This is a genomic window from Bradyrhizobium sp. SMVTL-02 (genome assembly GCF_051853005.1).
Taxonomy (GTDB): Bacteria; Pseudomonadota; Alphaproteobacteria; order Rhizobiales; family Xanthobacteraceae; genus Bradyrhizobium.
Genome location: NZ_CP182469.1, coordinates 8,098,134 through 8,110,406, shown reverse-complemented (window position 1 = coordinate 8,110,406; position 12,273 = coordinate 8,098,134). Strand labels below are relative to the sequence as shown.

11 protein-coding genes and 7 pseudogenes are annotated in these 12,273 nt (G+C 59.4%); 9 read left to right on the top strand and 9 right to left on the bottom strand.

Annotation, left to right across the window (positions count from 1 at the left end; translation table 11 throughout):
- Window positions 1-99 precede the first annotated feature (99 nt).
- From ACNJYB_RS38850 to ACNJYB_RS38830, 5 genes and pseudogenes are all read left to right on the top strand, one after another.
- Window positions 100-735, top strand: coding sequence for an NAD(P)-binding domain-containing protein (locus tag ACNJYB_RS38850; protein WP_439371775.1), 636 nt, complete (start codon window positions 100-102; stop codon window positions 733-735).
- A complete protein-coding gene (locus tag ACNJYB_RS38845) occupies window positions 732-1,214 on the top strand; it encodes an NAD/NADP octopine/nopaline dehydrogenase family protein (RefSeq protein ID WP_439371774.1) in 483 nt (160 codons plus the stop codon). Before ACNJYB_RS38850 ends, ACNJYB_RS38845 begins: the two co-directional genes overlap by 4 nt.
- A 45-nt stretch (window positions 1,215-1,259) precedes the next feature.
- Window positions 1,260-1,803 (top strand): annotated as a pseudogene (locus ACNJYB_RS38840) (IS66 family transposase); the annotation flags it as partial.
- Between the two features lie 212 nt (window positions 1,804-2,015).
- Window positions 2,016-3,310: pseudogene (locus ACNJYB_RS38835) on the top strand (Mu transposase domain-containing protein); the annotation flags it as partial.
- A 67-nt stretch (window positions 3,311-3,377) separates the two neighbouring features.
- Window positions 3,378-3,899: an ATP-binding protein gene (locus ACNJYB_RS38830; protein ID WP_439371773.1), complete on the top strand. Its 522-nt coding sequence runs from the start codon at window positions 3,378-3,380 to the stop codon at window positions 3,897-3,899.
- On the opposite strand, the pseudogene ACNJYB_RS38825 reads toward ACNJYB_RS38830, so the two are convergent.
- Window positions 3,781-4,023 (bottom strand): annotated as a pseudogene (locus ACNJYB_RS38825) (transposase); the annotation flags it as partial. The gene ACNJYB_RS38830 and the pseudogene ACNJYB_RS38825 sit on opposite strands and share 119 nt — an antisense overlap.
- A 19-nt stretch (window positions 4,024-4,042) precedes the next feature.
- Window positions 4,043-4,270 (bottom strand): annotated as a pseudogene (locus ACNJYB_RS38820) (IS110 family transposase); the annotation flags it as partial.
- Between the two features lie 254 nt (window positions 4,271-4,524).
- Here ACNJYB_RS38820 and ACNJYB_RS38815 point away from each other — a divergent pair.
- A pseudogene (locus ACNJYB_RS38815) lies at window positions 4,525-4,768 on the top strand (integrase core domain-containing protein); the annotation flags it as partial.
- Between the two features lie 162 nt (window positions 4,769-4,930).
- On the opposite strand, the gene ACNJYB_RS38810 reads toward ACNJYB_RS38815, so the two are convergent.
- Window positions 4,931-5,689: a glucose 1-dehydrogenase gene (locus tag ACNJYB_RS38810; RefSeq protein WP_439371728.1), complete on the bottom strand. Its 759-nt coding sequence runs from the start codon at window positions 5,687-5,689 to the stop codon at window positions 4,931-4,933.
- A 599-nt stretch (window positions 5,690-6,288) separates the two neighbouring features.
- Entirely contained in the window at window positions 6,289-6,555 is a 267-nt protein-coding gene (locus ACNJYB_RS38805; RefSeq protein ID WP_439371772.1) for a hypothetical protein, read from the bottom strand.
- A 217-nt stretch (window positions 6,556-6,772) separates the two neighbouring features.
- On the opposite strand from ACNJYB_RS38805, the gene ACNJYB_RS38800 reads away from it, so the two are divergent.
- The gene (locus ACNJYB_RS38800; protein ID WP_439371771.1) at window positions 6,773-7,549 is read left to right on the top strand and encodes an acetoacetate decarboxylase family protein; all 777 of its coding nucleotides are present in this window, start codon (window positions 6,773-6,775) and stop codon (window positions 7,547-7,549) included.
- Between the two features lie 353 nt (window positions 7,550-7,902).
- Here ACNJYB_RS38800 and tnpC read toward each other — a convergent pair.
- The 3 genes and pseudogenes from tnpC to tnpA all read right to left on the bottom strand — a co-directional run bounded on the left by tnpC (window position 7,903) and on the right by tnpA (window position 10,324).
- Window positions 7,903-9,491: pseudogene (gene tnpC, locus ACNJYB_RS38795) on the bottom strand (IS66 family transposase).
- A gap of 69 nt (window positions 9,492-9,560) precedes the next feature.
- Window positions 9,561-9,905, bottom strand: a complete 345-nt coding sequence (gene tnpB / locus ACNJYB_RS38790) for an IS66 family insertion sequence element accessory protein TnpB (protein WP_439371770.1) — start codon at window positions 9,903-9,905, stop codon at window positions 9,561-9,563.
- Window positions 9,902-10,324: an IS66-like element accessory protein TnpA gene (tnpA, locus tag ACNJYB_RS38785; RefSeq protein ID WP_439371769.1), complete on the bottom strand. Its 423-nt coding sequence runs from the start codon at window positions 10,322-10,324 to the stop codon at window positions 9,902-9,904. The genes tnpB and tnpA overlap by 4 nt, the downstream gene beginning before the upstream one ends.
- A 338-nt stretch (window positions 10,325-10,662) precedes the next feature.
- Here tnpA and ACNJYB_RS38780 point away from each other — a divergent pair, with 338 nt between their 5' ends.
- Window positions 10,663-10,869 carry a hypothetical protein gene (locus tag ACNJYB_RS38780; protein WP_197488604.1) on the top strand — a complete coding sequence of 69 codons (207 nt, stop codon included), beginning with the start codon at window positions 10,663-10,665 and terminating at the stop codon, window positions 10,867-10,869.
- A gap of 52 nt (window positions 10,870-10,921) precedes the next feature.
- On the opposite strand, the gene ACNJYB_RS38775 is transcribed toward ACNJYB_RS38780, so the two are convergent.
- A complete protein-coding gene (locus tag ACNJYB_RS38775; protein WP_061876649.1) occupies window positions 10,922-11,308 on the bottom strand; it encodes a hypothetical protein in 387 nt (128 codons plus the stop codon).
- Window positions 11,309-11,546: 238 nt separating this feature from the next.
- On the opposite strand from ACNJYB_RS38775, the gene ACNJYB_RS38770 reads away from it, so the two are divergent.
- On the top strand, window positions 11,547-11,714 hold the full coding sequence (locus tag ACNJYB_RS38770) for a hypothetical protein (protein ID WP_156504658.1): 168 nt from the start codon (window positions 11,547-11,549) through the stop codon (window positions 11,712-11,714).
- Between the two features lie 137 nt (window positions 11,715-11,851).
- Here ACNJYB_RS38770 and ACNJYB_RS38765 read toward each other — a convergent pair.
- A pseudogene (locus tag ACNJYB_RS38765) lies at window positions 11,852-12,079 on the bottom strand (IS66 family transposase); the annotation flags it as partial.
- Window positions 12,080-12,273: the final 194 nt, after the last annotated feature.

The window sequence follows — 12,273 nt, the reverse complement described above, 5'->3', positions numbered from 1 at the left end:
TCGCCGATCCTTCGGCTATCGAGCCGCCCGCCCAGGAGACGAATCTCTGTCACTACGGTCGCGAGATCCGCTTCGGGGCACTATCCTGTAAAACCATAAATGAAAGAGGATATCATATGGGCAATCATAGGTGGAGGACATGGTGGTCAATCCATGGCTGGTCATCTAGCCATCATGGGATGTCGCGTTAGATTGTACAATAGAACGGCGAGAACAATTGAAGAGATAAACAAACTTGGTGGGATTAATATTGACGGCGCTCTCCAAGGTTTTGGCGGACTTGAACTCGCGACTACGGACATCGGCGAAGCGCTCGCAGGGGCACACGTTGTGGTGGTGGTCACCCCAGCAACCGCGCATGCTGAGATAGCAACCAAGTGCGCTTCGCACTTGGTTGACGGGCAGATCGTTTTCCTTCATCCGGGTGCGATGTGCGGCGCTATAGAATTCCGCGAGATTCTCCGAAATGCGGGTTGCATCGCAAATATCCCCATTGCGGAAAGCAATCATCTTCTCTACGCGTGCAGAAGTTCGAAACCTGGTTACGCCGAAATCCTTGCCATCAAGAAGGATGTATTACTTGCCACGTTGCCGGCAAACAAGAATCGCGAAATCCTGGAATTGCTCAACGAGGTGTTCCCGCAGATTCGGGGCGGAAAAAATGTCCTGGAAACAAGCCTGTCCAATGGCGCTGCCATAATGCATCCGGCCCCGAGATCTTTAACCTCTCCATGATCGAATCTCAGCACGACTGGCTTTACTATTCAGAAGGTATCACCCCCACCATTGGAGCCTTTGCGGAAGATATCGACCAGGAACGCGTAGCTCTTGGGAAGTCTTTCGGCTTTGACTTGCCCTCTGTGCGCGAGCTGTACCGATTAATTTACGGTGTGCAGGGCGAAAGCCTTTCCGAAATCTGTCGCAAGAATCCGGCCTACGAGAAGATTAGGGGGCAGAAAGACCTGCGGACGAGATATATTCTTGAAGATATCCCGTTCGGCCTCGTTCCCATGATCGAATTGGGCAGGATGCAGGGATTGTCGATGAGCCGAATGAAGTTGATCGCAGAACTTGCCCAATATCTGCTAAAAGACAATTCATTCTTGTCAAATGGGCGTACCCTGGCGAACCTGGGCATCGGCAATATGACATCTGAAGAGTTTGCCATGTTCGTTCAAACGGGTGAGCGACCCGCTCCAACTCGGCCGCTATGACCGCGCTGCCCTTCGAGCAGTCCTCCGAGCGAGGCGCGTTGCTGCCAACTCGAGTTAAAGCTACCCGATTTGGAGGAGAGTGCGGCTCAAGCTGAGAGGGCGCAGATGGCAGCCGAGAAGGTAGCGCTGCCATCGTTCGAGGGCCGCAAGCCAGCCCGCCGGCCGCTGCCGGAGCATTTGCCGCGGGAGCGCATTGTCTATCCGGTGCCGGCCACCTGCCTGTGCTGCGGCGACAGCCGATTGCGTAACCGAGACGCTGGAGCTCGTTCCGCGCCAGTGGAAGGTGATCCAGCACGTGCGCGAGAAGCTCGTCTGCCGGGCCTGCGAAGCGATCACTCAACCGCCGGCCCCCTCCCATCCGATCGCGCGCGGGAATGCAGGGTCCAAGCTGCTGGCCCATGTCCTGTTCGCCAAGTACGGCCTGCACCTGCCGCTTCATCGTCAGAGCGATGTCTATCAGCGTGAAGGCATCGACCTCGACGTATCGACCCTCGCGGACTGGGTAGGTGCCTCCGCGGCAACCCTGATGCCTCTGGTCGATGCGATTCGGAGCCACGTCTTCGCAGCCGAGCGCATCCACGCGGATGACTGCGCGTTCCAGCCGCTCGTGATCATCGTTCCAGGCCATCGAATCACCCATTCCAGAGCATCGTGATCAATTTCCAGACGATCGTGATCGCTATTTCCAGCGATCGCGATAGAGGGCAACCAGGAGGCGCGCACGGCTGACAGTCTGCAACCCGGGTAGCTTGGTCTTTTGCCTAACCGCAGAGGATCGAGATGCCGACCGAGAGACTGTCCATGCGCCATATTCGTGAAGTTCTACGCCTGCACTACAGCGTTGGCATGTCGCAACGCGGCGTTGCCCGCAGCCTGGGCTGGGTCCAGGGCACGGTCAGTAAGTACCTGAACCGAACCCGCCGCGCCGGCCTGACCTGGCCGTTGCCGCCGGAGCTGGATGACGACGTCCGGCTCGAGAACGGCCTATATCCGCCACCATCCGATCGGCCTGGCGACGAGCGTCCGCAGCCCGATTGGGCGCTCGTGCACCGCGAGCTGCGGCGCCCGAATGTCACGCTGATGCTGTTGTGGGAGGAGTATTGCGACGCAAGCTCCGACAGCTTCAGCTATTCGTGGTTCTGCGAACGCTACAAGGAATGGTCCGGCCGTATCAAGCCGACCCTGCGCCAGGTCCATGTCGTCGGCGAGAAGCTGTTCGTCGACTATTCCGGCCACACCATGGAGGTGGTTGACCGGCTATGCCGATCTCGCCCGCCATTACCGCACCGCCATCTTGCCGGCACGGCCGTATCGGCCGCGCAACAAAGCCAAGGTCGAAGTCGGGGTCCAAATCGTCGGGCGATGGATCCTGGCGCGCCTGCGCAACCGCCGCTTCTTCTCGCTCGCCGCCCTCAACGAGGCGATCCACGCGCTCCTTGTCGAGGCGAACGATCCACCGCTGCGCAGCTGGGGACAAGTCGGCGCGACTTGCTCGAGGAGCTCGATCGGCCGGCGCTGACCCCATTGCCGGATGAGCCCTACGAGTATGCCGAGTGGAAGCGCTGCTGGGTCAACCTCGATTATCACGTCGAGATCGCCAAGCATCACCACAGCGTTCCTCACAACCTTGTGCATCAGGAGGCCGAGACTCGCATCACCCCAAAAGACCGTCGAGATTTTCCTCCGCGGCAAGCTAGTGGCGTCGCATCTACGCAGCACCTTGCCGCATCGCCCGACGACGATTCCCGAGCATATGCCGAGCTCACATCACCGCTATCGCGACTGGACCCATGAGCGCATTCGTTCCGAAGCCGCCAAGGTCGGTCCCGATGCCGAGACGCTGATCGACGTCATCCTGCAGTCGCGGCCGCATCCGGAACAGGGCTTCCGCTTCGCCATCGGCAATTCTCTCCCTGGTCAAGCGCTATGGCCAGGAGCGCGTCGACGCCGCCTGCGCTCGTGCCCTTCTGCTCAACGCCCGTTCCTACAAATGGGTCGCCGCCATCCTCAAGACCGGCACCGACAGAACCGCTCCTCCCGCCGGGGAGGCGCCCATCCTCTTCCACGCCAACATCCGTGGCCGGCAGCTACTACAACTGATCGAAGATCATCGTGCTCATTCACCCCACTGTCGATCGCTTGCGCGCCCTCGGCCTCGCCGCCATGGCCGATACCCTCGTCGAACTGCAGAACAATCCCGAGGCGGCCGGGATGCCGCACCCCGATTGGCCCGGCCTCCTCGTCGATCGCGAGGTCACCGCCCGCGACAACCGCCGCCTCATGCGGCGCTTGACCAGTGCCAAGCTCCGTCAAACTGCCGCTATCGAGAACGTCGACTATCGCACCGCCCGCGGCCTCGATCGTTCGCTCTTCCAGACCCTCGCTACCTGCCAATGGATCCGTGATGCCAACCACCTGGTCATTGTCGGCCCAACCGGCACCGGCAAGTCCTGGCTTGCCTGTGCGCTCGGCAACAAAGCCTGCCGCGACGGCTTCTCCGTCCTCTACAAGCGGGCATCCCGCCTGTTCGCCGATCGGTACTGTCCAGACTCTTTCGCACTTTTGATCAGGCGACGGCTCCGTTTGCAGAGAGTTGAGGCTGATAGACCGGTCGCATGTTCGTGTAACATTTGGTCGACCACGCCGTGCCGGCAATGTGCCGCAGCCGGGCCGCCGCCAAGTTGAGACGGAATTGGCCGTCGGGAAAGGCGCCGACGACACGGGTTCGTCGCCGGATCTCCTTCATGATGCGCTCGAGCGGATTCTTCGTTCGAATCTTCCGCCAATGGATGTCCGGAAAGGCATAGTAGGCGCCGTTTACTGCCGCAGCGCGGCCGCGCCGCATCGCGACCGTGGCGCGGCCCGCAGGCCGCCGCGACCGCTGCGGCATTCCCGGTCGCCTCGACGACGACGACATCGTCCTTCGAAAGCCGTTCGGCGAACGCGGTCAACAGCGCACGTCGCATGTCCACGCGGCCGAGACGTCTGAGTTTGCCATCCTCCCAAGCCACCGCTTCCGCAAAGGCGCGGTGGATATCAAGTCCTATAATGCGCATGTCTGCTCCCTTTCCGGTCTGACGAAACGGGAGCTGGCGGGCAACACGACATCTACTTATCCGCGCTCGCGGCGCATCCGGGAAAGTCGCAAGGGGCGGCCATGTAACGAGCTCGGGCTCTCAGCCCACTGTCTATCGGCGGCCTGCCCGCACCTTCGTGCTCCCGGTGCCCCGCGTCCCGGATGGGCTCACCATAATGCCGTTCTCAGAAGAGAACAACCGGACGAAAAGGCACCGCAGATCACATACCGGATAATGGCCAGGTCGAACGCATGAACCGCACGATCAAGGAAGCGACCGTCCAACGCTATTACTACGATCGACAACGATCAGCTCGAAGCTCACCTTGCCGACTGCATCAAGGCCTACAACTATGCTCGGCGGCTGAAGACCCTGAAGGGCCTCACACCCTACAAATACATTTGCAAATGCTGGACTTCCCAGCCCGAGCGATTCAAACTCAACCCGCTCCAGCAAATGCCGGGACTAAACACCTAGCACCGGCGGCCAAGCCGGAGAGCGCCGCCAAGCGTGAACCAACGAACCACGCCGTCTTGCTGTCCACGGCTTGCGGAGACGAGCATAGGCTTCGTAGTTCCCACTGCTGTACTACATCGCAACCTCAGATCTTGTTCTATGTGACAATTGGTCAACTTCTAGTCAGAAGATGCTTTCGGGCGCCTGACACTTGTACGGGATGCCAATCGTCAGACCGCCATCGACGACGATTTCGGAACCCGTAAGATAAGAGGACTCGTCACTGAGCAGGAACAACACTACCTGCGACACTTCTGGCGGCTCGGCTGCCCGCCCAAGCGGAATGGGAAAACTGGAACAATCGAAGTCCTTTGTCATCCAAGTGTTGATTAACCCCGGATGGACTGAGTTGATGCGAACCCCAGACGCCGCGGCCTCCAAAGCAGCGGACTTGGTTATGCCCCGCACGCCAAACTTGGAAGCAACGTAGGCGTGAAGCCCTGCACTACCCCTCAGCCCCTCGACCGACGAGATGTTGACGATCGAGCCTCCGCCCGCGCGGCGCATGGCCGGCAGGGCAGTCTGCATTCCCAAAAATACACCGGTGAGATTGACAGCAAGGGTCTTCGTCCACTGCTCGAGCGGAAACTGCTCGATAGGAGCAATACTGGCTATGCCGGCATTGTTAACAAGGCCATGCAGCGCGCCAAACTTGTTCTCCGCAGCCGCGATCGCTTGGCACCATTCCTCTGGCTGAGCAACGTCTTGGTACAGATAGATCGCGGATGCGCCAAGGCCGGCCGCGAAGGCCTCTCCTTCCTTATGAAGAATATCGGTGATCACGACTTTTGCTCCCTCCGCTACCAGCAGGCGCGCATGAGCGGCCCCCATCCCTCGAGCCCCGCCGGTCACCAGAATGACTTTTTCGCTGACACGTCCCATAATTTTGCTTCCTCGACAGTGTGGTGGTGCAAGCTCTTTGCGACATCCACTATGCTCTCAATTGGCCCCTGGTCGATCTGCTGTGTCGCGCTGCGATGCCCGATGGTTGTCGGAGTCCCCGTGTAACTCGGCGTAAAAACCAACTCGATAACGATTTCACGTCGTGGACACGCGTCCGCCGCTCAGGCGTTACCGTCGGAGTGTTGAATTGGCTTCGCGACATTGGGCCACCTTGTTGAGCCCAACAATTCACGACCGAGCTTCCTCCGCAAGATGGGTGTGGACCGCAGGCGACGCAATGCCGGTTCCGCACAGGTGCACGTACTGAGCTCTTGGTGGCTGGCCGCGGGAGTGGGGCGCAGAACGCATGAGGTTCTCCGAGCCTTGCGAATTGGAGTATCCACCCTGTGCAATCGACGCGCCGAGAATCTGATACGAATGCAAACTCCAGCAACTCTTGCAGAGTTGCTACAGCTGTTCCGATCTTCTTACGCGACCTGGGTATCCGCTAGCATGCGTTTCGGGCCATGCACAGCGAAAGCGTTTCGACTTATGAAGGCTTAGTCGAGCCACCCACAACTTTGAGCCATGCGAGCTCCTCATCCGTTTATGTCCCGCTTGATCATGTCGGGCTTTCGACATTCCGCGTCGCCAATCAAACAAGCGGAAAGGCAACAGAAGAAGAGGCGGAGGTTGTCGGCGGCCTCCTCGTACTCCAATTCGACATCTTCAGCCGAGCGAGTCCTATAACGCCCGATGAGGTGCTTGGCATCGACGTTGCAGACGACAGATAGAGAGGCCTGTCGAGTAGCGTCATCGTCGGTGAGCACGCTTCGCCGGAATGAACGCACAATCGTCAGGCTCATTCTGAGCACAGAATTGAGGTGCAACGCGCAGAACTGGATGCGTCGTCTGTAAGACGATCGCGATCACCGGATCTATGAGCCGACGGATCACCGAGCCGCATTGGAAGTTGCACATCACAGTCTCTTCAGGAGGCTTCAACAACCTAATACTCTTGGTGAGATGAGTTAGCTGAATCTACAGTTGCGTCCAAACACTCCAAGAGACAGGAGGAATGCGATGCCCGACGTCAAAGGTATTCCGTTTGATGCGCCTCTCTACCGTGGGAGCAAAGGCCGTGGCAGCGCGTTTCTCGGCTGCCAAGCCATAAACCTTGTATTCAGCGTGGGGCACGAGGTCTCGTCTCTATTGCCGAAGGGATTAGTACCTGTAGCAAACCCTTCAATCGCCATTGTGGGGGTCGCGAGCTATCCCTCAAGCACCGTGGGGCCGTACTTGGAGTGCTATTCAGGAATTCAAGTTCGCGATCCCGGCGGTGAAACCGGCTTTTACATTCCTTACATTTACGTGACAACGAATGATGCAGCGCTTGCCTCGGGGCGAGAGGTTCTTGGTGCTCCAAAAAAGCTGGCGCACATTACTCTGATTAGAGAAGCTGGCCTAATTCAGGGTACGCTCGAGCGTCCAGCTGGCAAGCGCCTGCTGACTCTTACCGCTCAACCGGACGAGCGCATGAGCTCGAGTTCGCAACAGATGTTTTCTGCGCGGACGTATTTCTACTCGGTTCGGCATCTGCCCCCCATCAATGAGCGCGGGAAGGGTGCAGTAACGCAGCTCGTCAAATGGTGCACCGCGCGAACGTTGCGACGCGACGAGCTAGGCGAAGAAGTTCAGTTTACTGGACCCACCTCCTTAACTTACGACTCACCCTCGATTGTCGATCCCGTGCACAATATTGCACTTGGCGAACCCGTGCTCGGCACATACGAGGAGTATGACGCCAAGCTCGAGGTCATCGATATCCTTTCGGAAACCGCAACTCCAGGTAAACAGTGATCGATAAGCTTAAGGAGTTCATACAATCCTGAGTTCAGCCCCGGGCTCTCGGCGCGCCCATTGATGGGCCATTACACCGACGCAAGCTAGGGTCCTAACGCACTGCATGAAACACGCAAGGGAGAAGGCTGCCGCGTGCGCCCGCCGCGGGGCGACTTCTCGGCGGTCGACTCGACGGAGAACGTCCGCCTTTCATCGCCATCTAACGCCCGAGACCATCAACGCCGTCTACGCCGACGGCTATGAAAGAACCCGACCTGGTCCCCGCGCAGCGACGTGACGACCAACGGGTGCCGGCCTCGAAGCGAAGAAGACTGCTCATGCGGCATAATCGTAAGCGCTCAGCCGCCACCCTATGGACGCAGGCTTGACGCCTTGCGGAAGCGCCACGGCATGAGGTCGCCGATTCTGCTATAGGGATGGCCGTCGATGATCGCCTCGAGTGTTTCGGCGATGTAGGCGGCCGGATTGACGTCGTTGAGCTTGCAGGTGGCGACGATCGACGCGAGCAAGGCCCAGTTTTCTGCCCCGATCTCATGACCGGCGAAGAGGGCGTTTTTCCTGGTCAAGCAGACTGGCCGGATGGCGTTCTCGACCGGGTTGGTGTCGAGCTCGAGACGCTCGTCTTCGAGGAAGCGGGTCAGCCCCTGCCGATGATTGAGCGCATAGCGGATATCCTCGGCGAGGGTCGAACCGCTGGAGATCATCGAAAGCTGTTTCTCGAACCACGACTTTAACGCGGCTACCATTGGCAGCGAGTGCTCTTTGCGCGCGGCCAGCCGGATGTCCGGCGATGAGCCGCGCACCATGGCTTCGATGGCGTAAAGCTGCGCGATGTGCCGAACAGCGGCCTCGGCGATCGGTGACTTGCTGTTGCGCACCAATTTGACGAAGCGCCGGCGCAAATGGCTCCAGCAATGCACGAGCGTCCATGGCCCTTGCGGTCGAATGACTTCGCTCAACCGGTCATACCCGTCATAGGCATCGCATTGCAGATAGCGTCCGCCAAAACCTTCGAGGAACTGCTCAGCAAAGGCACCGCTGCGACCAGGGCATATCGGAACAGCACGATCGGCGGACTTGGCCCGCTATGGCCGCGGTCGTCTGAAGCGATCGCCCAGAAGTAGCCCTTCTTCGTTTGGCCGCGCCCCGGATCGAGTATCGGCGCCTTGGTCTCATCCATGAACAGCCGATCCGCCATGGCCAGGTGGTGGCGCATGTGGTCCGCGATGGGCTGAAGATGGAAGCAGGCGCGGCCAGACCAGTTGCCCAGTGTCGCCCGATCAAGCCGGATCCCCTGGCGCGCACAGATCTCGGCCTGACGGTAAAATGGCGTATGGTCGCCAAATTTGGAGACGATCACGTGCGCGATGGCCGCTTCGGTCGGCAGCCCACCGGGCACGACGTGCTCCGGTGCGTGCGCCTGCACGACTGGCCCCGAACAGCGACGACAGATATATTTTGGCCGGCGCGTGACCAGCACGCGCCATTGCGCCGGGATCACGTCAAGGCGCTGGCTGACGTCCTCGCCGATCTTCGTCATGGCGCCGCAACCGCACGGGCAGAGCGTGCTTGCAGGCTCGATGATCCGTTCCACCCGCGGCAAATGGGCAGGCAAGCAGCCGCGATTGCGATGAGAACCTTGATCCGGCACGCTCCGCGATCGGCCCTTGATCACAGCCTCGGCTCTCTCCTGCGCCGCGTCCAGGATGCCTTGCGCGATCTCCACGTCTTCCAACGGTAAGTGATACTGATCTGGCCGCAGCTTCTCGGACTTCGCGCCGAACCTGTCGCGCCGCAATTCGCCGAGGATGACCTCCAGCCGACGCCGCGCTTCCTCCGACGCCGCCAGCGCCCCCTGATGCTCGCTCAAGGCCGCCTGCGTTTGCGCCAAAAGCGCCTCCAGGCGTTCGTTTTCGTCGCGCAGCGCCGCGATGCTCATGCGCTATTTCGAGCACATCGGCGCCGCGCGTGCCACGCTCGAAATAGCTGCCGAGTCATTCTGCCGCCGTTATCCCGCCGCCTGGGGGCGCCGTGCTTCTTCCGGGCGGACCAACCTCCAATCCAGCCCCTCGAACAGTGCCGCGAACACCGCCGGCGATATCCGCATCACGCCGTCCGCGATCGTTGGCCAAACGAACTTGCAACCTTCGAGGCGCTTGTGAACCAACACCAGTCCCGTTCGGTCCCACGCCAAACTCTTGATTCGGTCCGCTCGTTTCGATCGGAACACGAAGGCTGCGCCGCTGAACGGGTCAAGACGAAGCATCTCCTGCACAAGCCCCTCGTGGCCACAGCGGAACTCGATCGGCCGCGTTGCAACGTAAATCTTCAGATCAGCACCGGCCGCAATCATCGGGATGCTCGCAGCACGCGGATCACCCGGGACAGCTGCTCGGCATCGATGGCCGTATCCGTCCGCAGCACGATATCACCAATCGCGATCTCAAGCTTGATCGCCGGAGCAGGAAGCTCCCCCAATGCGCGTTCCACGACCAGCGGAGCGAATGTCGGCGGGGGTGCCTCGCCCGGCGGCAACATGCCTCGCTGTCGAAACCGCCGTCGCCAATCGTAAATCTGCCAGCGCGTCGCTCCGTGCTTGCGCGCGACCTCGGACACCTGGGCACCGGGCAACAGACTCTCAGCGACAATCCGAGCTCTCTCAGCTTCCGAACGCACGCGCCGCCCCGACGGTCCTTCAAGAACTTCCAGCCGGCTCACCGACCCCGCCGATGGGCCGTCCAAATGGACGTCTTTTTTGCTGTCCAACTCCATCCAAAACCTCCGTCCAAAGCCGGAGGCTTCTTCGCATAGCTATCCAGATCCCGAAGCAAGGGTTAAGGCTAAGCGCTTACGCATAATCCGGCTTGCGGCATAATCAGCGAGCTCGCGGATGAAAAGCGGTGATCATCACTGCTGTAGGCTGCTAATATGAACAACGTCGTTCATTCGCATGATCACCACAACGCTTCAGCGTATCCCTAATGGCTGGCCCAGGACAGAAATCGAGGCGCTCATGCCAAGGAACCCACGCCGCCAGCGCCCTTTGGCTCGCGGCTTCCGAGTTCTTTCAAGGTGCGCCTGCAGCCACGGTGCGGACCGGCACATAAGCAATGCTGTCGCTGCTCCGATCGTGGCCTTATAATACAAATTGCGAGCACCAATGCCTGGACGGCCTTCCTGCTCTTATCTTACACCCGCGTCCGTTTTCAGCAAACGGCGACAATGAGCTGACCACCGGGCGCTCGAAAATGCTTTGCTTTACCGAAGGCGCATTGCCATCAGAACTGGCCGATCAGACGATCTTGGGAAAGTACTAGGCGACCGCCCCAAGCTCGTCGTCGCTTATATGATCTACATCGATTCGACTGCTCAACGCTGATGTTGTTGTATCTTGAGATTATCCAACAACTTCGAGCCTTCACTGAACGATCTCGACCAAGATCGCTCTGCCAAGTCCAGATAGCTTTTCAGCAACTCGGAGGGCGCTTTGACCTCAGCAACGACTTTTAGAAAATTGGCGTGATCGTGCAAAGAGGAAGCAGTCAATCTCAAGCCGTCTTTCAAAGCCGCCGCGAAGAAGTTTGTCGTTGCTTCGATCGACTTCTGCCAATCTGCAAACACGAATGAAGCGCGCGTGGCTGCCGTCGACTGCTTAGTGTGCTCGGCGGCGCCACCTGGCTCAGCAGCCGATGCCTGGGTCACTTGCGGCGCTTGCTGTGTACGGCGTTTCTCGTCTTCAGCTACGCTCGATGCCATTGAACGTCTCCTCTCTGAACTGTAACGTTGTGATTGGTTTCGCGGCTCAGCTCAATCAACCTTCAGAGGGTAACACGATCTCCAATATGTGGCACCTGCCACTTTTGGTAGCTTTGATCGCAAGGACCTGACTTAACGACGACATTTGACGTGACCAATGCTGGAGGCGGATTGTTCAGTCTGCCAGATTCCCGGTGGGTGCCCCGATGGCTATATTTCGCGGAGAGTCTGAATCGGCATGTCGCAAAAGGCTGTAGAGAGCGGCCAGTGGGTCTATGGCGTCGGCGAAGATGGTGTTCAGGCGTTCTGCGACTTTGGCATCGAAAACCTGATCGAGTTCGTCAGGTTCCACAAAGAAAACCCCAAGCTGCTCAGCGCTGGCACGGGAATGAACCAACCCGCCTGAGGCCTACACCGGATCCGTACGATCTGTCCCATCACGCTCAACCGGAAAATGTGCTGTTCGCAGGTTCCGACGGCGGCGCCGAGCACTGGGCCATCATCGCCTCTGGTCGCAACCTGTCTATGCGCGCGGCATAGGGCTGTCTCGATTAACGAAGCCAGAACTGCCCAATTCGGCGCCCTCGTCGCAACCGGCAAAAAGAGAGTTCTTGGCGTTGAGCTTAATTGGCCGCATCGCACGCTCGACAGCATTCGTGTCCATCTCGTGCCCCCGTCATCAAGTCAGAGCGTCAGGCCGTCCCAATGACGCAGCGCATAACGCAAGGCCTTCGCCGTGTCGCTCTTCTGTGAAAGGTGATCAAGCTTTGAACCGCCCCGGGTGTGCCGGAGTACACATCCTTGAGCGAAACCGCTCATTGGCCCTTGTAGCGCGTGACGAAGTATTGGAACACCGGTCATCGGCATAACCTCTGGTGAACACCGCCCGCTCGGATCATCCATGGTAGAAGTTAGCGGGCACGTGGCTCGACGCTTGTGATCCGAGAGAAGAAGCGCTGTCCCAA

Coding starts and splice junctions, on each gene's coding strand:
- ACNJYB_RS38810 (WP_439371728.1), bottom strand. CDS start 5,689: ATGGGACGTGTCAGCGAAAAAGTCATTCTGGTGACCGGCGGGGCTCGA.
- ACNJYB_RS38770 (WP_156504658.1), top strand. CDS start 11,547: ATGTCGCAAAAGGCTGTAGAGAGCGGCCAGTGGGTCTATGGCGTCGGC.
- tnpB (WP_439371770.1), bottom strand. CDS start 9,905: ATGATTGCGGCCGGTGCTGATCTGAAGATTTACGTTGCAACGCGGCCG.
- ACNJYB_RS38850 (WP_439371775.1), top strand. CDS start 100: ATGAAAGAGGATATCATATGGGCAATCATAGGTGGAGGACATGGTGGT.
- ACNJYB_RS38805 (WP_439371772.1), bottom strand. CDS start 6,555: ATGAGCCTGACGATTGTGCGTTCATTCCGGCGAAGCGTGCTCACCGAC.
- ACNJYB_RS38845 (WP_439371774.1), top strand. CDS start 732: ATGATCGAATCTCAGCACGACTGGCTTTACTATTCAGAAGGTATCACC.
- ACNJYB_RS38830 (WP_439371773.1), top strand. CDS start 3,378: ATGGCCGATACCCTCGTCGAACTGCAGAACAATCCCGAGGCGGCCGGG.
- ACNJYB_RS38780 (WP_197488604.1), top strand. CDS start 10,663: ATGCTGTCGCTGCTCCGATCGTGGCCTTATAATACAAATTGCGAGCAC.
- ACNJYB_RS38800 (WP_439371771.1), top strand. CDS start 6,773: ATGCCCGACGTCAAAGGTATTCCGTTTGATGCGCCTCTCTACCGTGGG.
- ACNJYB_RS38775 (WP_061876649.1), bottom strand. CDS start 11,308: ATGGCATCGAGCGTAGCTGAAGACGAGAAACGCCGTACACAGCAAGCG.
- tnpA (WP_439371769.1), bottom strand. CDS start 10,324: ATGGAGTTGGACAGCAAAAAAGACGTCCATTTGGACGGCCCATCGGCG.